General features: G+C 64.8%; 13 protein-coding genes. 9 read left to right on the top strand and 4 right to left on the bottom strand.

The annotated features are described in order from the left end of the window. The first annotated feature begins 40 nt into the window (after positions 1-40). From rdgB to ACQS5P_RS10540, 7 genes are all read left to right on the top strand, one after another. Positions 41-700 (top strand): RdgB/HAM1 family non-canonical purine NTP pyrophosphatase, encoded by a 660-nt coding sequence (rdgB, locus tag ACQS5P_RS10570; RefSeq protein WP_428940858.1) that lies wholly within the window; start codon positions 41-43, stop codon positions 698-700. A gap of 33 nt (positions 701-733) precedes the next feature. Further along, positions 734-1,150 carry a universal stress protein gene (locus tag ACQS5P_RS10565; RefSeq protein WP_428940857.1) on the top strand — a complete coding sequence of 139 codons (417 nt, stop codon included), beginning with the start codon at positions 734-736 and terminating at the stop codon, positions 1,148-1,150. A gap of 121 nt (positions 1,151-1,271) precedes the next feature. After that, positions 1,272-1,829, top strand: coding sequence for a pyruvoyl-dependent arginine decarboxylase (locus ACQS5P_RS10560; RefSeq protein ID WP_428940856.1), 558 nt, complete (start codon positions 1,272-1,274; stop codon positions 1,827-1,829). Positions 1,830-1,884: 55 nt separating this feature from the next. Next, complete coding sequence (locus ACQS5P_RS10555; protein WP_428940855.1) at positions 1,885-2,997, top strand: sialidase family protein; 1,113 nt, start codon at positions 1,885-1,887, stop codon at positions 2,995-2,997. A gap of 211 nt (positions 2,998-3,208) precedes the next feature. Next, positions 3,209-5,941 carry a family 78 glycoside hydrolase catalytic domain gene (locus tag ACQS5P_RS10550; RefSeq protein WP_428940854.1) on the top strand — a complete coding sequence of 911 codons (2,733 nt, stop codon included), beginning with the start codon at positions 3,209-3,211 and terminating at the stop codon, positions 5,939-5,941. A 121-nt stretch (positions 5,942-6,062) separates the two neighbouring features. Continuing rightward, positions 6,063-9,473 carry a glycosyl hydrolase gene (locus ACQS5P_RS10545; protein ID WP_428940853.1) on the top strand — a complete coding sequence of 1,137 codons (3,411 nt, stop codon included), beginning with the start codon at positions 6,063-6,065 and terminating at the stop codon, positions 9,471-9,473. A gap of 166 nt (positions 9,474-9,639) precedes the next feature. Beyond that, positions 9,640-10,533 (top strand): type II secretion system protein, encoded by an 894-nt coding sequence (locus tag ACQS5P_RS10540; protein WP_428940852.1) that lies wholly within the window; start codon positions 9,640-9,642, stop codon positions 10,531-10,533. Positions 10,534-10,570: 37 nt separating this feature from the next. Here ACQS5P_RS10540 and ACQS5P_RS10535 read toward each other — a convergent pair whose 3' ends face one another. Then, positions 10,571-11,239, bottom strand: a complete 669-nt coding sequence (locus ACQS5P_RS10535; protein WP_428940851.1) for a GNAT family N-acetyltransferase — start codon at positions 11,237-11,239, stop codon at positions 10,571-10,573. 132 nt (positions 11,240-11,371) lie between these two features. Here ACQS5P_RS10535 and panB point away from each other — a divergent pair, with 132 nt between their 5' ends. Further along, complete coding sequence (gene panB / locus ACQS5P_RS10530) at positions 11,372-12,220, top strand: 3-methyl-2-oxobutanoate hydroxymethyltransferase (protein WP_428940850.1); 849 nt, start codon at positions 11,372-11,374, stop codon at positions 12,218-12,220. A gap of 23 nt (positions 12,221-12,243) precedes the next feature. Here the strand turns inward: panB and ACQS5P_RS10525 are convergent, their stop codons facing one another. The 3 genes from ACQS5P_RS10525 to ACQS5P_RS10515 all read right to left on the bottom strand — a co-directional run bounded on the left by ACQS5P_RS10525 (position 12,244) and on the right by ACQS5P_RS10515 (position 18,591). Beyond that, complete coding sequence (locus tag ACQS5P_RS10525) at positions 12,244-13,785, bottom strand: hypothetical protein (RefSeq protein WP_428940849.1); 1,542 nt, start codon at positions 13,783-13,785, stop codon at positions 12,244-12,246. Between the two features lie 67 nt (positions 13,786-13,852). Next, positions 13,853-16,771, bottom strand: coding sequence for a beta strand repeat-containing protein (locus tag ACQS5P_RS10520; protein ID WP_428940848.1), 2,919 nt, complete (start codon positions 16,769-16,771; stop codon positions 13,853-13,855). A gap of 62 nt (positions 16,772-16,833) precedes the next feature. Continuing rightward, the gene (locus ACQS5P_RS10515; RefSeq protein ID WP_428940847.1) at positions 16,834-18,591 is read right to left on the bottom strand and encodes a dockerin type I repeat-containing protein; all 1,758 of its coding nucleotides are present in this window, start codon (positions 18,589-18,591) and stop codon (positions 16,834-16,836) included. A 318-nt stretch (positions 18,592-18,909) separates the two neighbouring features. On the opposite strand from ACQS5P_RS10515, the gene ACQS5P_RS10510 reads away from it, so the two are divergent. Next, entirely contained in the window at positions 18,910-20,181 is a 1,272-nt protein-coding gene (locus ACQS5P_RS10510) for an enolase C-terminal domain-like protein (protein ID WP_428940846.1), read from the top strand. The last annotated feature ends 48 nt before the right edge of the window (positions 20,182-20,229 follow it).

Raw genomic sequence — 20,229 nt, 5'->3', positions numbered from 1 at the left:
CGGGCCGATCTCAACCTGCGAGCGCCACGTGTCCACGACGATGCAAGTGTTGATCGCGACCGGCAACTCGGGCAAGGCCCGCGAGTTCCGCCAGATGCTGGCCGACGCCCCGTTCGAATGGACGGACCTCTCGCAGCATCCTGAGCTGCCCGCGATCGAGGAGACCGGACGCACATTCCGCGCCAATGCATGTTTGAAGGCCTCGTACTATGCCACGAAGCTGGGGGTCTGGGCACTGGCCGACGACAGCGGACTTGAGGTGGATGCTTTGGGTGGGGCGCCCGGGGTGCTCAGCGCCCGCTGGGCCGAAGTGCATGGCGCGGGCAGGGGTGATCTGGACAACAACCGGCTGCTGCTTCAGCAGCTTGGCTCGGTTCCCGCTGCGCAGCGAACGGCGAGATTCGTGTGCGTGCTGGCGCTGTCCGATCCGGCGGGGCACATCGTGCTGACGGCGCGCGATGCGGTCGAGGGTCGCATCATCCACGAGCCTCGGGGAAGCAACGGTTTCGGTTACGATCCGCTGTTTCTGATCGACGAGCTGGGCAAAACCACAGCCGAGCTGGAGCCGCAGGACAAGCATCGCATCAGCCATCGTGGCAAAGCGTTGCGGCGAATGCACGATTTGATGGTCCGAGTGGGCCTCATTGCAGGCCGGGGCGAGCCAGGGTCTGCCCCGGCGCCGAGCGGACCGCAACATTGACATTGACCTGTGCTTGCCATTTAACTTTGGGATATGAGCCGAATCCTGGTCGCCGTCAGCAGTCCCTGGGCGTCGCAGCGGCTGGTCGAGCCGCTGGCGGACCTGGCAACCCGCCTGGACGCCGAAGTGCTGGTGGTTCATGTTTCCCGGCCAAGTGGCGGGCAGCTTCGGGAGCAGGAACAGGCCGAGGGAGAAGCGGCGGTGCGGCTGCTCAGCGAGAAGCTTCAGGAGCGTAATGTGGCGGTGCAGACGCTGCTGATGTTCTCTGACGACATCGCCCGCGCGATCCTCAATACCGCCAGCGAGCGCGAGATCAGCCTGATCGTGCTGGGGCTGACCGGCAAGAACATTTTCGCGCGGCTGCTGGCCGGGAACGTGCCGGTTGAACTGATCAAGAACACGCGGATTCCGGTGCTGCTGCTGCCGCCGGACTGGGCCAAGGCGATTTGACGCGCGCGGCGCTGTCAATTTGTTCAACGGGCTTCTTTCCGTGCCGATCCATCGCGATATAATTCCGCGCCTTAAGCGACGCGCCGGCGTGAGACTCGTCCGGTCGAAGGAGAATGAGCTGATGATCAATGGCGACGACTTCATGCCCAAGGAATGCTTCTTCACCAAGGGCGTCGGGCGGCACCGCGAAAAGCTGATGAGCTTCGAGCTGGCGCTGCGCGACGCGGGGATCGAAAAGCAGAACCTGGTGCGCGTCTCCTCCATCTACCCCACAAGCTGCAAGATCATCCCCAAGAGCGAAGGCCTGCCCAAGCTCAAGCCGGGACAGATCACCTTCTGCGTACTGGCCGAGGCGGCGACCGATGAGCCGAACCGCCTGATTTGCGCCGGGATCGGGCTGGCGATTCCGAAGAATCACGTTCACGGCTACATCGCCGAGCATCACGGTTACGGCATGACCGAGAAGCGCACGGAGGATTTGTGCGAGGACCTTGCCGCGACGATGCTGGCCACGACGCTGGGCATTCCATTTGATCCGGAGAAAGCCTGGGACGAGCGTGAGCAGCAGTACATGATGAGCGGGGAGATCGTCAAAACGCGCGCCTATGTCCAGACCGCCGAGGGGGACAAGACCGGGCTGTGGACCAGCGTGATCTCCGCAGTGGTGATGATCCTGTGAAAAAGGGGTCGGGAGTCTTTTCCAGGGGCGAAAAAGACTCCCGACCCCTTTTCTGATGATGACAACCGATCAACAACCTCTGCGACTGCTGACGCTGATGTTGTCGCTGGCGATGGCATCGGCGGCGCAGGCGGCGGGGCAAGCCAACGCCATGACCGGCCAACCAGCGGCTCAATTGCGCCATCCCTCGGCAATCGTCGAGTCGCAATTCATCTACGAAACAGCGCCGTACCCGCAGTGCCACGCCTCCACAATCGTCGAGATCTCGCCCGGAATACTGGCGGCGGCGTGGTTCGGGGGAACCCGCGAGCGGCACCCCGATGTGTGCATCTGGCTGGCGCGGCGGGAGAACGGCAGGTGGCTGGAGCCGGTCCAGGTCGCGGATGGAGTGCAGCCCGACGGCACGCGAATGCCCACCTGGAACCCGGTGCTGTTCCAGGCGCCTGACAACGGGCCGCTGTTCCTGTTCTACAAAGTCGGCCCCTCGCCCAGCAGGTGGTGGGGGATGTACAAGACCTCCAGCGACGGCGGCAAGACCTTTGGCGACGCCGTTCGCCTGCCCGATGGTGTGCTCGGGCCGATCAAGAACAAGCCAGTGGTGCTGAGCGATGGCTCGTGGCTGTCGCCATCGAGCACCGAAGGCGCCGGCGGCTGGCGGGTCCACTTCGAGCGATCGAGCGACGCCGGCAAGACCTGGCAGATCATCGGTCCGGTCGAGAAAGGCCCCGGGCTGGAAGCGATCCAGCCCAGCATCCTGTTTCACCGCGACGGCTCGCTTCAGGCGCTGTGCCGCACCAAGCAGGGCGTCGTCGCCCAGACCTGGTCCAAAGACCAGGGCAAAACCTGGAGCCCGCTGACCGCGGCGGCTCTGCCCAATCCGAATTCCGGCACCGACGCGGTCACGCTGGCCGACGGAAGGCAGTTGATCGTCTACAACCATTCGGCGCACCGCCCGCACGAACCCAAGGGCAACCGCTGGCCGCTGGACGTGGCAGTCTCGGATGATGGTCTGGTCTGGCGGCATGTGTTGACGCTGGAATCCGAGCCGAACCATGCCGGCTACGCCTATCCCGCCGTCATCCAGACGTCCGATGGATTGGTGCATATCACCTACACGTGGGACCGCAAGCGAATCAAGCACGTGGTGGTGGATCCGACCAAACTGTGACGCGCTGGTATGCTCGAGGTGAATCATGCCTTGTGTCACGGCCGTCTCGGCCGTGCACGGCGGGATCGAGATCAGGAAAATGTCTACATCCGGATTGGGTGGAGTTCGACGCACACGGCACTGGCACAATGCCCGTGACACGACTGGGCGCCTTCCATCGCCGCTTGTGTGTCGGTCGGGGGCGTTTCTGCTTACACTCGTTGCATTGACCATGGTTGTCTCAAGTTCGTCGGCGTTCGCTCAAGAGGGCATGGAGTCGGCGGTGCGCGTCGTCGGGTTGCGCTGCGAGTTCGGAGTAAACCCCGCAGGCATCGATGTCGAGCGGCCCAGGCTTTTCTGGCGGATCGACAGCAACCAGCGCGGGCAGCGCCAGACGGCCTGGCAAGTGCTGGTGGCCTCCAGCGCCGAGATCCTGGCGCAGGATCGCGGCGATCTGTGGGACAGCGGGCGGGTCGAGTCGGACCAGACCACGCACGTCCGCTACGCCGGCGCCAGGCTGGATTCATCCCAACAGGTCTTCTGGAAAGTCCGCGCCTGGGACCGCGACGGCAGAGCCTCACCGTGGAGCGAGCCGGCAACCTGGACGATGGGGCTGCTGGACCCGCGGCAATGGAAGGGGATCTGGATCGTGGCGCCGGCGGTGAGCGAAGCACTGCTGCTGAGGCGGGAATTCGAGGTGAAGCCCGGCCTGCGCCGCGCTGTCGTCCACGTCTGTGGTCTGGGGCAGTACGAGCTGCACTTCAACGGCGCCAGGGTTGGACAGGACCTGCTCTCGCCCGGCTGGACCCATTACGACAAGACGCTGCTGTACGACACGCACGATGTGACAGCGATGCTGCGCCAGGGACGCAACGCCGTGGGGATCGTCCTTGGCAATGGCATGTATCATGTGCAGCGCCGCAACCGCTTCGCCAAGTTCACCGGCTCGTTCGGGCCGCTGAAGGCGATCCTGCACCTGCGACTGGAATACCAGGACGGCACGGTGGAGTTCGTCGGCACGGATGAAACCTGGCGGACCCACCCGGGGCCGATCGTCTACAACAGCATCTACGGCGGAGAGGACCACGACGCGCGGCTCGATCCGGCCGGCTGGGACAGCCCCGGCTTCGATGATCGAAACTGGCGGCACGCGGTGGCGCAGGTTCGCCCCGGCGGCACACTGCGCGGCTACTGCGTCAGCGCCGATCCCATCCGCGCCATCGAGACCCGCGCGCCGATCAGCGTCAAAACCTTTCCCGACGGCAGCGCGGTCTACGACTTCGGACAGAACGCCTCGTTCATGCCTCGCTTGCGGGTTTCCGGCCCGGCGGGCAGCACCGTCCGACTCACGCCCGCGGAGATCACCCTGCCCGACGGACGGATCAATCGCTTCACGATGGGCAACCCCAGCCGCGGGTTGTCGTGGTGGCAGTACACCAAATCGACCGACGGGCAGGAATCGTGGTTCCCCAGGTTCTACTATGTCGGCTCGCGGTACATCCGGGCCGATTTCATCCCGCCCGGGCACGAAGACCCGCCAAAGCAAGGCGACTCGGTTGATCGTTCACAGTTGCCGAAGATCGAATCGCTGGAGGCGGTGATCGTGCACTCGATCGCGCCGCCGGCGGGGACGTTCGCAACGTCCAACGATCTGCTCAACCGCATTCGCGAGCTGGTACGATGGGCGCAGCGGTCGAACATGGTCTCAGTCCTGACCGACTGCCCCCACCGCGAAAAACTCGGCTGGCTCGAGCAGTATCACCTCAACGGCCCGGCGATCCGATACGAATTCGACCTGCCGCGCGTCTTCACCAAGGCGATGCGCGACATGGCCGACGCACAGACGCCCGAGGGCATGGTGCCGAACATCGCGCCCGAGTACACGCAGTTCAAGGGGGCATTCCGCAGCGCGGCCGAGTGGGGAGCGGCGTTCATCGCGGTGCCGTGGCAGCAGTATCTGTTCAGCGGGGATGTCGATCTTCTCCGCGCGCACTACAGGGAAATGAAGCGATACTTCGCGTACCTGGAATCGCGCGCCAGGGACCTGATCCTGTCGGAAGGGCTGGGCGACTGGTACGACCTGGGACCCGAAAAGCCCGGCGCCGCGCAGCTCACCCCGCCGCCGGTCACGGCAACCGCATTCTTCTATCAGGATGCCCGGCTGCTGTCGCAGATCGCGGCGGTGCTCGGACACGAAGATGAAGCAAAAGATTTCGAAGCGCGGGCCGAACGCATCCGCGACAGCTACAACCGGCACTTTTTCAACGCCGAGGCGGGGACCTACGCAACCAATTCCCAGTGCGCCAACGCCCTGCCGCTGGTGATGGGCATCGTCGAACCGAAGGACCGCGATCGCGTGCTGGCGGCTCTGGTGCAGGATGTGGAGCAACGAGGCTACGCGATGACCGCCGGCGACGTGGGGTTCCGCTACCTGCTCCAGGCGCTGGCCGAGGGGGGGCGATCCGACGTGATCTACCGCATGATTAACCAGGACACCAAGCCCGGCTACGGCTACATGCTCAAGAAGGGCGCCACCAGCCTTACCGAGTCGTGGGATGCCAACGGTACCTCGTCCCACAATCATTTCATGCTCGGGCACATCACCGAGTGGTTCTACAAGGACCTGGCGGGGATCGACGTCGATCCGGCGGGGCCGGGATTCAAGAGGATCGTGATTCGGCCGCAGCCTGTGGGCGACTTGAAATGGGTGCAGGCGAGCTACGAGTCGATCCACGGCCTGATCGAGGTGAGGTGGGAGCGGGACGAGCAGCGGCTGGTGCTGAGGGCGACGATTCCCGCCAACACGACCGCGACGGTGCACGTGCCGCTGATGCGGTCCGACGCAGCGGTGTACGAAGGCGACCTGCCCGCCGAGCAGTCGCCGGGCGTCAAGCTCCTGCAACGTCAGGGCGATCGGGCGATCTTCGCGATCGAGTCCGGCAGCTACGTCTTTGAAGCACGGTAGGCACATGTGGCGCGTACGTTGCCCGTGGCACGGACGTTCCTGCGCGAAGCTGAGCGGGGCTCGGCGCAGCGGTGCGGCTGTTTCGATCTGCTTCGGGATCGCGCATGCGCTGCGCGCGTGCATGCAGGCGCTGCGCGCGTGCATGCAGGCGCTGCGCGCGATGCCGATCGCCTGGCTGGTGCTGCTGAGTCCGATGCGGGCCGTGGGCGATGAGTTGGCCAGCGGCTTCCGCGATCCGCCCGACGCCGCCCGGTCCTGGGTCTTCTGGTACTGGATGCACGCGGCGGTGTCGAAGGAAGGCATCACGGCGGATCTGGAGGCGATGCGACGTGCGGGGATCGGCGGCGCGTACCTGATGCCGATCAAGGGCCCGACCAGCCCGCCGCTGATCGATCCGCCGGTCGAACAACTCACGCCGCAGTGGTGGCACCTGGTCCGTCACGCCGTGCGCGAAGCGGACCGGCTGGGCTTGAAGCTGGGGATGCACGCCTGTGACGGCTTTGCCACAGCCGGCGGGCCCTGGATCACCCCCGAGCTGTCGATGCAGAAGCTGGTGTGGAGCCAGACTCAGGTCGATGGCGGGGCGCGTGTGCAGATCGTACTGGAACAGCCGCCGACCAACGAAGGCTACTACCGCGACATTGCGGTTCTGGCCTTCGTTTCTCCGCCCGGCGCCGGCATCTCAACCCGAACCGTCAAGCCGAAGCTGACCACCAGCCGCCCGGGAGTCGCTGCCGGTTTTCTGATTCAGCCCGACAGTCGCCGGGAGTTTCGCAGCAGCCGGCCCTGCTGGATTCAGTACAGCTTCGATGAGCCGTTCACGTGCCGGTCGATCACGATTCACGCTGACGGAGCGCGGGGGTATCAGGCCAATCGTCTGCGGGTTGAAGTCAGCGATGATGGCGAGCAATTCCGGCTTGTCACGCAGCTCGAGCCGCCGCGCCACGGGTGGCAGGACGGCGAGGCGCCCTGGACGCATTCGATCCCGCCGACCACCGCGCGGCACTTTCGATTTGTCTACGATCCGGCCGGCTCAGAGCCGGGAGCCGAGGACCTGGATTCAGCAAAGTGGCGACCGGCGCTGGAGGTACGCGGGATCGAGCTTTCCAGCCAGCCGCGCATTCATCAGTTCGAGGGCAAGAGCGGCGCGGCGTGGCGCATCGCGCCGCCAACCAGCAGCCACGCCGTTGCCGACTCCGACTGCGTGCCGCACGATCGCATCATCGACATCACCGACCGCATGACCCCGGACGGCCGACTGACGTGGGACGCGCCGCCCGGGCAGCGGTGGACCATCCTGCGTATCGGGCACACATCCACCGGGCATCGCAACGCCACCGGCGGGGCGGGTCGCGGGCTGGAGTGCGACAAATTCAACCCCGACGCCGCCAGGCTTCAGTTCGACCGCTGGTTCGGCCAGGCCATTCGCGAGGCCGGCCCGGAGCTTGCCGGGCGGGTGCTGAAAATCTTTCACGTCGATAGCTGGGAGTGCGGCAGCCAGAACTGGTCGCCTGTTTTTCGCGACGAGTTTCGTCGCCGCCGCGGGTATGACCCGCTGCTGTTTCTGCCGGCAATGGCGGGCGTGCCGATCGACAGCGCCGACGTTTCCGAGCGATTCCTCTACGACGTGCGACAGACCATCGCGGAGCTGGTCATCGATGGTTTCTACGAACCGATGGCCGAGCAGGCGCGGCGGCACGGCTGCCAGTTCAGCGCCGAGAGCGTCGCCCCGACGTTCTGCGGCGACGGCATGCGCCACTTCGCCACGGTGGACCTGCCCATGGGCGAGTTCTGGCTGCGCAGCCCGACCCACGACAAGCCCAATGACATTTTGGATGCGGTCTCCGCCGCTCATCTCTACGGCAAGCCGATCGTGCAGGCCGAGGCGTTCACCCAGTTGCGAATGGCCTGGGATGAGCATCCGGCGATGCTCAAGGCCCTGGGCGACCGTCATTACTGCCTGGGGATCAATCGTCTGGTCTATCACGTGTTCGTGCACAATCCGTGGCTGGATCGTCGCCCCGGGATGACGCTGGACGGCGTGGGGCTGTATTTCCAGCGCGACCAGACATGGTGGGAGCCGGCGGCCACGGCGATGGTGCAGTACGCGGCCAGATGTCAGTACCTGCTGCAGCAGGGACAGGCGGTGGTGGACGTGGCGGTGTTCAGCGGCGAGGAACTGCCCCGGCGGGCGGTGCGGCCCGAACAGCTTGCAGGCACGCTGCCGGGCGTCCTCGGGGCCGATGCGGTGGCACGTGAGAAGCGTCGGCTGGCCAACGACGCCCAGCCGCTGCGCGAGCAGCCCGCCGGCGTGTTTCATTCCGCGAACATGGTTGATCCGGGTCAGTGGATCGATGCGCTTCGAGGCTACAAGTACGACTCGATCAATCCCGATGCGCTGCTGCGGCTGGCGAAGGTGCGCGATGGGCGAATCGAGCTGCCCGGCGGAGCGAGCTATCGCCTGCTGGTGCTGCCACCGGCTCGGCCAGGCTCGCCGAATGCTCAACTGATGAGCTCCGCGCTGGCCGCGAAGTTGCGCGAAATGATCAGGCACGGCGCAAAGGTCATCGCGCTACAGCGCCCGGCGCGATCGCCAAGCCTGAGCGACTGCCCGGCCGGCGACCAGGCCGTGCAGCAGATCGCCACTGAGCTTGAGGTATTGGATGGAGCTTATGAGAAGGAATCGTTCGATGAGTTGGAGCTGCCGCGCGATTTCATTGCGGTGGATCCCGACACTGGCCAGCCTGCATCCGGCATTGCCTGGACGCACCGCGCCGCCCCGGGGCTGGACATCTATTTCATCTGCAATCAGCAGGAGCTGACGCGGACGATCGAGGTTTCGCTGCGTGTGGCCGGGCGCGTGCCGGAATTGTGGGATCCACTCAGCGGCGAGTCGCGCCCCGCGGGCCAGTGGCGGATCGAATCGGGGCGCACAGTCCTTCCGCTGCGGTTCTGGGCCAACGGCTCGATCTTCGTGGTTCTGCGGCAACCCACCGATCGCACGAGTTGTCAGGATGGATCCAACTTCAGCGACCCGCGCGAGCTGGCCGAAGTGCCCGGACCCTGGCGGGTGACGTTCGAACCATCCCGTGGCGGCCCGGAGGATCCCGTGATCTTTCAGAAACTGCAATCGTGGTCGGCACGGTCGGAGAAGGGCGTGAAACACTACTCGGGAACGGCGACGTACCACAACCGTTTTTCCTGGCCGATCGCCTCCAGCGGGCGCGTGCGGCGGGTGTGGCTGGACCTTGGCAAAGTGGCGAACGTCGCCCGTGTGAGCGTCAACGGCATCGACTGCGGTGTGGTTTGGACCGCGCCGTATCGGGTACAGATCACCGATGCGCTCAAGCCCGACGCCGACCCGCAACAGATCCGCATCGAGGTGACCAACACCTGGGCCAACCGGCTGATCGGCGATCGCGCCTTGCCGCCGCAGGAGCGAATCACCCGCACCACGGCGCCGTATCGCCTGGAGGATTCTGCGCTGCAGGAGGCGGGATTGCTGGGTCCGGTGCGGCTTTTGGTCGAGTAACGCTCGCCACACCTAAAAGCAACGCTGCGAGCCGCGATTTTCAAAGAATTTCTGGACAATTATAGGGTTCTTATATAACATCGCGGTACGATCGCGCCACCCGAGCGATCGGTTATTCGCAGCTCTGCACAGAATAGGTTCCCCGCTTCCCGCGAGGAGTTCGGCCATGCGTCGCCTGCACTCTGCCAAAGCGTTCACCCTCGTCGAACTGCTGGTGGTCATCGGCATCATTGCGGTGTTGGTCAGCGTGCTGCTGCCGGCCTTGACCAATGCGCGTAAGCAGGGGATGCGCGTCAAGTGCGCCGCCGCCCTGCGGGAAATCGGCAGCGCGTTCAACCTCTATGCCGGCGAGAACAAGGGATACTTTCCCGTTGCCCAGTACGGCGGATCGTACAATCTGTATGGCGATCAGTTCCCGTTCTCCGGAACCAACGCCTATTGGCCGCACTTTTTGGCCAAGTACGTCACCAGGACCAAATACGGCACGACCGCCACGACGGGCGACGAGGCGGCGCAGGCGCGGCGGTCGATCCTCTGGGGCTGCCCCTCGTTCGACGGCTACGTCAGCAACACCATCGGCGGGATCAACCGCGTGCAGAACGGGTTTGGGATGAATCCCTATCCGACTTTTCGCGCAGACCGATACGTCAACGGGTTTCCGCCGATCGGGGAACGCGCATTCGGCGGCAACTACCAGCCGCCGGCGACATTCCAGAAGCAGCGCCTCTGGGCACCGGCGTCGGAGAAATGCCTGGTGGCCGACAGCCGATTCTGGATGGTCGAATCGAACCCGCCGCCGGCGACGGGCCCCTGGCCGCCCGCGGTGGCCCCGCAGGAAAACTTCAACAACCAGCGCACCTACACCCCCGGGCGCAGCGATCAGACGATGGTCGATCTGTATCGGCACGGCAAGATGCCCGGCCCGATCCCGGGCACCACAATGCTCGATCCTCGCGGCGGGAAGATTGCTTACAACATCCTCTATGCCGACGGGCACGTCGCCACCGCCACCGATGGTCGCGAGGCCTACCGCTCGATCCGGGCCAAGTTCCCCGGGTAGTCTCGATCTTCGTGATTCAGGTTTTGCGCTGCGCGCCTCAATCCTTGAGCCGATCCGTGTAGATGCCGGGGGTGGAGTCAGGGATGAGCGTGGCGCCGCAGGCGGCTGAATAGAACTCGGCCGGTCCCACCCCGCCGATAATGCCATAGACATAGCCCATCTGCTCGAGGCCATGCAGGCAGGCGATCAGCAGCGCCTTGCCGACGCCCTTGCCGCGTTCGGCCTCGGCCACGCCCGTCGGCCCGAAAAATCCCCGGGCCGTGCATTCGTAAGCGCCGAAGCCGATCACCTGCCCGTCGCGGGTGGCGATGTAGACCGTCACCGGTTTGTTGGCATAGCCGACGCTGATCTCGTCGGCCCAGCGCGCGTTGAAATGTTTCTCCACAAACTTCCGCACCAGGCCGATCTCGTAGGCTCTTGCGCGGCGGATGATCACGCCGGCAGCACGCATTCGGGCAAGCTCCGGTTCCAGCGGCGGCAACTTGAGCAGATTCACGAGCATGTCGGCCATTGGCGGCACCTCACAGGCGAATTGAAACCGACCCGTGACGCTGCGCCAAGGCGTGGCCGCGCGCAAAACGACGGCGTGGTTGCGATCCCGGTCGGTGGAACAGACATCTTGGATCACGAGCATCGCGCCCGTGCCCGGCGGCATGGAGCGATGAAACCCGCAGATCGCACCATCGAACTCGAGTGCACCCTGCATGGCCGGGACAGCATGGCCGGGACAGCCATGCCACAATTGGCTCGGACGTGTCACCGGCGTCCCGCCCGTGACGCGCAAAAGCCGCTGCGGGGACCGCTCACCGTTTGGCCCATGGTTGCATACAATGAACTGATGCCCGCACCCCTGACCAGGAAATTCACGCTGGCCGACCTTCGCGCCGCGCGAGCCCGCGGCAAAAAAGTGCCGATGCTCACCTGCTACGACTACACGACGGCGCGGCTGATGCAGGAAGTCGGCGTGCCCATGCTGCTGGTGGGAGATTCGGCGGCGAACGTGATTCTCGGATACCCCACGACGCTGCCGGTGCCCCTGTCGTTCATGATCGAGATCACCGCCGCCGTCCGACGCGGGGCGCCGCTGGCGATGGTGGTGGCCGACATGCCCTTCGGCTCCTACGCCGGTGATGTGCGCCTGGGCGTGCGCAGCGTCTGTCGCATGGTCAAGTTCTCCGGTTGCGACTGCGTGAAGCTGGAGGTGGCGGCCGGACATCTGGAGCTGGTGCGCGTGCTGACGGACAACGGCGTGGCGGTGATGGCCCACCTGGGGCTTCGACCTCAATCGGTGCATGTGATTGGCGGGTACAAGTATCAGGGTCGGACCGCCGCCGAGGCGCGGGCGATCGTGTCGCTGGCCCAGCAGATGGAGCGAGCCGGCGCCGCGGCGCTGCTGCTGGAGGCGGTCCCGCCGGAAGTCTCCGCCGCCGTCGTCCAACACTGCGGCATTCCCGTGATCGGTTGCGGCGCCGGCCCGGCGTGCGACGGCTCGGTCATCGTCACGCATGACGGGATCGGACTCTCCGAGCACCGCCCGCGATTCGCCCCCGTGCTGGGCGACGTGGCCCAGAGCATGAAAGCCGCCTTCGCCAGCTATGTCGAAATGGTCAGCACCGGCCGCTATCCCGCCGCCGAGCATCAGTACAGCATGCTTCCCGAAGAGCGCGCGCAGTTCCTGAATCGCTGATCCCCCGCGCGCAGCGCCGCCGCTCAGAAGCTCAGTCTGGGATCCGCCAGGTCAAGCCGGTACATGATCTGGTTGTACTCGTATCGGGGCGTCTGGATCGGGTTGCCGGAAAAGCTGTTGGTGTAGGTTCCTTCGAAATAGATGAACCGCCCGCCCTGCTGATCGAAGAACGGGTGTTGCGTGGGGTTGTAGAAGTCCTGCCTGTCGTGGGTAACGATTTTCCTGGCTCTGGTCCAGGGGCCTTCCGGAGCGGGCGCATCGGCGAACCAGATCTCGCCGAGCATCGACGTGCCGCGGCCTTCCAGCCCGATCATGATCCATCGCTTGCGGAACTCGTTCCAGTAGACCGAGCCGCCGTGCAGCAGGATCGGCTTGCCCGTGTCCACGTCGGTCAGTCGCATCGGACAGTCTTCCCGCCGCAGCTTCCCCGAGTCGATCAGTTCCGCAAGCTGGGTGGGCGTGAGCGGCGGCGTGCCCTTCTTCCATGAAAAGACCACTCGACCCTGCTGGTCGCGATCGAGCTTCGGCGAATCCTTGTCGTATCGCGCGCCTTGCTCCAGGCACGTGTAGCCCTCGTATGTCGAGACATCCGTCACGTGATCCCAGTCGGCCAGAACACGAACGTTCGGGTACGGCTGCGGGAAGTAAAAGTAGCGCTGGCCCGCATCCGTGGTCACAGTGAATGGATGTCCATCCGGCGCCAGCGGGGCGTCCAGGTCGATGTTCTTCAGCTTTTCAAAGGTGTTGGTCTGGTCGTTGTAGACCATCAGCCCGCGCTCCAGTCGCTCGCCGAGGTTCTTCATCCGCGAGAAGTGCGCCAGCATCCGCTCGTTGCCGCTGTTGTCTTTCAGGACCAATAGTCCCCCGAGCCAGACCGGCCCCGGCTCGCTCATCGGCGCCATTTTTTTCGAGAATCCTTCCTCATCGACGAAGTACTCCAGGTCCACGCCGACGCTCGGATCCAGCCCGCCTTTGCCGGGCAGCAAGGATGTGGCGCCGCTGGTGTGGAAGTTGCCCAGCGGATACCACGCGCGGTTGGTGTCGCCCCAGAACCAGTAGATCCGCCCGCGGTACACCGTCGCCAGAACCGAATCCTGTCCGAACACCCCGCCGTTGAGCAGCGGCTGCCTGATCGGCGCCTTCCGCCCGGCCAGCACGCTGTCGCGGTAGATTCCCTGTCCGGTGACCCGATACAGCCGCTCGGCGATGTTGATCCGCTTGATCTTCAGCGTCGCGCTGCCGCCGGGTTTGGTTTCCAACGTCACCCCGCGAAACCCGAAGCCATCGGCGGGAAACTCATACCCGTGGCTGGAGACATAGAACCACACCCTGCAATCCATCATCCCCGGCTCGTTGAAGGCCACGATGCCGTTGCTGTCGGTGTAGTAGCAGATGTGGTTGGTGGTCTTCAGTTCCACCAGCGGCACGCCGCGACCGGTAACGTCGTCGACAACTTCAATGACGAAGTAGCTGCTCTGCGCCGGTTGCGCGGCCGCCGGGCTGACGTGGTAGACCGATGCCATGAACACGGTGATGAGCAGTGACTCGATCAGCAACTTGATCATGAGCGCATGATATCACCGACCCGGCCCCGGACGCGCACAGCCGACCCGCAACGGACACCCGAGCCGATCAGGCCGCTCGGCCCTGTCGGCGCCGGACCAGAAGCGGAGATGCCAGGACCGCCAGCATCGCGACGGCTGAGGGGTCGGGAATCGCGCCTGCCTGGATCGCCCGCAGCGCGGCGAGATACTGCTCGCCAAACAGCTTCGTGTGCTCGGTGATCATCGCCTGCGCCTGCGGTCCGGACTGGTTCACGTAAGCGTTATCGATCAGCGCGTAATCGGTCGGGTCGATCGTGCCGGAGTAGTCAAAGTCTCCGTTGAGCCAGCCGCCCGAGCCGTTGACATATCCGTTGTCGATCAGGCTGTAATCGGTGGCTTCGATCGTGCCGGACAGGTCCGCGTCACCGAAGTACGTCAGCCCCACCAGCACCTCGTTGCCGACGAGCGTCTGCCCGCCGAAGCTCGTGTAGATCGGCCCGCTTCCGCCTATCTGGCTCATGTCGTTTCGCAGCACGCCCAGGCCATGGAGGTAGCTTGCGGCGGCGGCATTGAGCTGGGCAGCGGTGGTCGAGGCGATGCCGTCGCCCTGCCAGTCGAACGCGCCGCCGTTCTCCAGCCCGCTCTTGATCTGCGCGGTGATGGTCGGCAGGCTCCCACTGTTGACGATCGCTTTGTTGTCGTTCAGATCCAGTTGTGCTCCGGCCGCGAGCGACAGGCTGCCCAGGCGCGTGGCCTGGGGGCTGACGACCGACGCGGGGCTTAGCACCGCCCGGCCGCCGGTGTTGATCGTCAAGTTGGCCTGGCGGATCGCCTGGGCGCGCACGGTCGCATTCGCTTCGACGGTGGTTCGGCCGGTGCCTTCGATGAAGTTGGCGTTGAGTTGCCCGCCGCCGCTGACAATGATCGAGCCGTTGTTGGCCAGGTGCCCCAACCCACCCGCCACCGTCGAGCCGCCGGCGACGACCAGCCTGCCGTTGACCGGCGTGGTGATCGAGCCGTTGTTGACGACGGCGCCATTCAGCAGCAGCGTGGAAACGCCCACCTGCACGAGCCTGGCGTTGTTGGTGAGGTTTTCCAGCGTGATCGTGCCGAAAGCGGCGCTGACCGTGCCGGCGCCGGCGCCGAGCTGTCCGCCGCTGAAGCGAGCATTGTTGAACAGTTGCACGTTGCTGGTCGCGTCGGTGGCGCGGATGATCCCCGAGCCGGATTGCACAAAGGCGCCCGACCCGTTGCCCGTGAGGATGACGGTTCCCAAGCCGGTGGCCTCGATGAGGCCGCTGTTCAACAGCCCGTCGGGGCCGGGATCAATCGTGAGCGAATTGGCCAGTCCCGTGCCCCCGCCGTCTGCCCGGATCACTCCGGTGTTGGTGATCTGAAGCGCGTTGATGCCGATGGACCCGGCGCCGGAGATGGTTCCGTTGTTGATGAGAAGGTTGCCGGGCGCGCGTCCGCGGGCACCGTCGGAGAACGATCCGCTGCCGTCAGCGCGGATCGTCGATCCCGGCTCCAACGTCGTGGTTACGCCGAGCGTGCTGCTGGGGCCGATCAAAAGCTGCGAGCCGCGTATCACCAGCGATCCGGCGCCGGGGATGGAGCCTTGAAGACGCAGCCCGCCGCTGCCGCTGCTGACGTTGATCCGCGCGTCCATGCTGTCCACGTCCTGAAGTTGCGGTTGGTACCCGATCGGCACGCTAAAGACGCCATTGCCCGCGGACGTGAGTTTCCCGCCGCTGATCCGGGCGCTGTTGAGCTGCACGACCGAATTCTCGGCAGCATGGATGGTGCCCGAGGCGTTATTGAACGTGCCTCCAAGCAGCACCAGCGTCCCGCCATTCGCCATCAGGGTGCCTTGATTGGTGAATCCATCGCCCGGGTCGATCGTCAACGTAAAGGCCTGGGCGGTCATGGTCGCGCTGGAGGCGTTGGTGATGCTCATGGACGCGGCGCCGATTTGTCCAAGCCCGGAGATGTTATTGTGGTTCATGAGCGTCGCCGGCGCGTTGCCCCATCGTTCGATCCTCCCGCCGAGCAGGCTGATCGAGCCGCCGCCCATCAGGCTCGCCTGCGTATCGATGCGCAGTTGTCCGCCGCCGACATTGATGTGACTGGTGTTGGTGATCACGTCGTCCACAACCAGCTCGGTGCTGTCGATCTGTGTCGAAGCCGAATGCTGGAGCGGGCCTCTCCATCGCGTGCTGAAAGCGATACGGATCAGGCCACCGCCGCTGCCGGTGATCGACCCTTGCAGGACCTGAGCAGCGCGGAAGTGGACGACGCCACCGGCGTCGGCGACGATGGTCCCGCCGCTGTTGTGATAGGTGCCGCGCAGCTCGAGGTTGCCCATGTCGCGCGCCTGGAGGGTGTTGGCGTTGGTCAACCCGCCGCCGCCACCGGGATGGATCAGCAGCGTGCCGGCGCCGCCCGCGTCGTTGGCGGTGGCGGCGATCACGCCATGATTCTCGATAAGTAGAAAGCCTTCGCCCAACGTCCCTGTGCCGCGAATGGCGTTATCCTGATTGATGAAGGTGCCCAGCCCGCGGATACGCGCCGAGCCCGCACCGCCCAGTCGAAACGTCCCGCCACCGCTGATCGTCAGCGTCTGCCCGAACGGCACGCCGAGGATCGCGCTCGCGTCAGCCTGCGGAACGATCGAAAACGTGCCCGTGTTCAGCAGGTACGGCGCTCCGCCGAAACTGCCCGTGTCGAAATCCCAGCTCGTGAACGTTCTCAGCAGGCTGCTGTTGCTCAGCCCGGCGATGTCGAACTGGTAGCCGTTGATGTCAACCGGCTTGTTCACTTCCGCCGTGTAGAGGATCGGCGGCATTGCGCCCAGGTCGTTGTCCGGGATGATGTTCGGCATCCAGTTCTGAGGGTTGTGCCAGACATCTCCCGCCGGACCGCTGTAGCTCACGGCCGTGGTCTGGGCGAAAAGTGCAGGCGAAAGAAGTGCACCAGCCGCCGCATACAACGTCGTTCGACTCCGCATGCGTCGCCTCCGGGTGATTGGCCAGAGCCGATTATAGACCGCCGCAGGCGGACGAGTCGGAGTTACCGGCGGCGCGCGCGACGCCGAAGCAGATGGATCCCTGTCATAGCGCCGCAGCAGATGATGGCGGCTGACGGCTCGGGAATCACTCCCGACTGCACCGCCCGCAACGCCGCCAGGTATTCGCCGCCAAACATCCGGGCATGCTCGGCAATGAGCGCTTCAGCAAGCGGGCCGGCCTGATTCACGTAGGCGTTGTCAATCAACGCATAGTCCGTCGCGTCGATCGTGCCGGAGTAGTCGAAGTCTCCATTGATCCAGCCACTGAGACTGTTGACATACCCGTTGTCGATCAGCGAGTAGTCGGTGGCGTCGATCGAGCCACTGAGGTCGGCATCCCCGAAATAGGTGAACTTCACCAGGATCTCATTACCGGTGAGTGTCTGCCCGGCGAAGGTCGTGTAGATCGGCCCGCTGCCTCCCACCTGAGCCAGGTCATTCAATACAACCCCCAGCCCGTACAGGAAGCTTCCGGCGGTGGTGTTCTGGACATTGGCCTGTGTCGAGCCGATGCCCGGCCCAAGCCAGTCGAAGTTCCCGCCATTCTCCAGGGCCGACTTGATCGACGCGGTGACGGTCGCGAGGCTGCCGCTGTTGACGATCAGGCTGTTGTTGTTCAGGTCGAGTCGCGCGCCAGCGCCCACCGCCAGCGTATTCACGCGCGAAGTGGCCGAGGGGCTGTTGGCCGTGCCCGTGGCCAAGACGCGGACCGTGCCGCCGGAGATGTCCAGATGATTCGCGCGGACGTTTTTCATCTCCAGCGCGCCCGCGCCGGTCTTGCCCAGTGCGAAGCCCTGGGTTCCGCCGGGCGTCACGTCGCTGGAGATGGTCAGCACGCTTGTGGCCGGGCCGACGCGGATCACCGTATCGCGCATGAGCACCAGCGGGGCGGCGATGGTGTGGCTGCCGGCCAGCACGCCGATCTCCGGCACGCCCTGCTGATTGCCGAATCCGTCGAAGGTGACTTCCAGCGTGAGCGTGCCGCTGCCGCCCAGCGTGTAGCGGTTGGCGTTGTTGAAATCGATCTGTCCGACAGTCACCGGCGCATCAACGGTGATCGTCTGAGGCGAGGTAATGCCGTCGGTGAAGCTGGCGACGCTGCCGGGCTGATTGGGCGCGCGCCCAAGCCAGTTGGCGTTGTCCGACCAGTTGCCGCTGCCATTGGTCTTCCACTTCTGAGCGACGAACTGATGGGCGGGCGTGAGCGAGACGTTGTCGAACTGTGCCCAGGTGGTGGGGATGGCCCCGCCGACCGAGCCGATTTCGGCGATGACCTGCACATTGACGCCGGACCAGGCGGCGGTTTGCGCCTGGTTGAGCAGGATGTACATGAGGTATCCGCCGCTGCCGGCCCCGCCGTCGCTGGCCGTGGCCTCCAGCGTCATGGCGATGTTGTTGAACGGGTTGCCCGAATCGACCAGCTTCACGGTCGCAAGGTCACCCTGACCCATGGCGCCGGTTCGCCCGGCATTCCAGACATAGGCGCTGAGGACGTAATTGGCGCCGGCAATCATGGCAGGCGCCGGCTGGGTGTAGGATCCGGGAAACAGCGTGTCGCGAAGCTGGGCGGCGAAGGAGCCGCTGTTGGCGGTGTTGGAGAACGTCGGGGTGGCGGCGAACATGTTGCCATCCCGCGTCCAGCCGGTGGGGTTGGGATGGTTGCCCGAGCCGTCATCCGGGCCGGGACTTTCAAACGTGCCGTTGGGCACGGGGGTGGTCTGTTCCTGTCCGGCCTGATACTGGTTCAGCGGAAGCTGCACTCCGGTATTGGCTCGAAGCGTCGAAGACCAGCACGTGAGCAAAACAGCAGCGAGACACAACAGACTTCGGATCTTGACCCACATAAGCACCTGCCCGAGTAGGAAGTGTGTCGGCGGGGGACGGTGGTACGTGCCGCCGGGATAGTTCCAAGTTAGCGTCCCTGGCAGGTGCGTCAAACCGAAACTTCCGACATGAAGGTTTGTAATTCAGACATGATGCGGCGCAGGCGGTTGTCACGGGTATAGTGAGCACAGCTTCGCCAGCTTCACCATTGTTGTAAGATCATCGCAACGGGTCTTTTGGCAGCAGGCGCGGGAATGAAGATCACCAATATCAAGCCGACCACCGTCACGGTCCCCCTGGAGGCGCCGATTCGTCATGCCAACGGCTGCCACTGGGGACGATTCGTCCGAACCATCATCGAGGTTGAAACCGACGAGGGCATCGTCGGACTTGGAGAAATGGGAGGAGGCGGAGAGTCAGCCGAGGCGGCGTTCCGCGGGCTGAACCGCTACCTCGTCGGGCACGACCCCCTGCAACTCGAGGCGCTGTTCTGGAAGATCTGCAACCCTACCGCCTCGCTGTACAACAACCGCGCCCAGCTCCACGCCGCCATCGAATTCGCCTGCATCGACATCATCGGCAAGAAGCTCGGCGTGCGCGCGTGCGACCTGCTTGGCGGGGCGTTGCGCCAGCACGTGCCGTTCGCATCCTATCTGTTCTACCGATATCCCAACGAGCAGACCGGCGCCGGCGGAGAAGAAACCCCCGACGAAATGGTCGCCCATGCACGGGACCTGGCGCGCCGATATGGCTTCACATCGCACAAGCTCAAGGCGGGCGTGTTCCATCCGGATCACGACATCGAGGTGTATCGCGCGCTGGCGGCGGCGTTTCCCGGGCATCGCTTCCGCATCGACCCCAACGCCGCCTGGTCCGTCGAGGAATCAATCCGTGTCGGGCAGGCGATCGAGGACATCCGCAACGACTACTTCGAAGATCCATGCTTCGGGCTGGAGGGGATGCGCCGCGTGAGGCAATTCGTGCGGATCCCCACGGCCACCAACACCGTCGTGGTCAACTTCGAGCAGCTCGCCGCGTGCATCCGGACCAACGCCATCGACGTGATCCTTCTGGACACGACGTTCTGGGGCGGGCTGCGGCAGGCGTGGAAGGCGTCGGTCGTCTGCGAAAAGTTCCAGCAGGGCGTGGCGGTGCACTCCTCGGGCGAGCTGGGTGTGCAGCTTGCCACCATGCTGCATCTGGGCGCCGCCATTCCCAACCTCAGCTTCGCCGCCGATGCCCATTACCATCACCTCACCGACGACATCATCGCCGGCGGAAAGATGCGATATGTCAACGGCCAGATCGAAGTGCCCAGGGGACCGGGCCTGGGCGTGGAACTGGACCGCGAGAAGCTGGCGAAGTATTCGGAGCTGTACAAGCAGCTCGGCAACTACGCTTACGACCGCGACCCGAAGCGACCGGAGTGGTTCAGCATCACCCCGGAGCGCAACTGGGCCGTGCCCAAGAAGGCCAAACGGATACGGTCGGGCAAGGCAGCAGCATCCGGGGGAAGACGAGCCTGATCCATTGGATCACGGGCCGGATGCTCGTGACACCACAGGCGGCAAGAC

Source organism: Fontivita pretiosa, from assembly GCF_050410795.1.
Taxonomy (GTDB): Bacteria; Planctomycetota; Phycisphaerae; order Tepidisphaerales; family Tepidisphaeraceae; genus Fontivita; species Fontivita pretiosa.
This window is presented reverse-complemented; position numbering and strand designations above follow the sequence as displayed.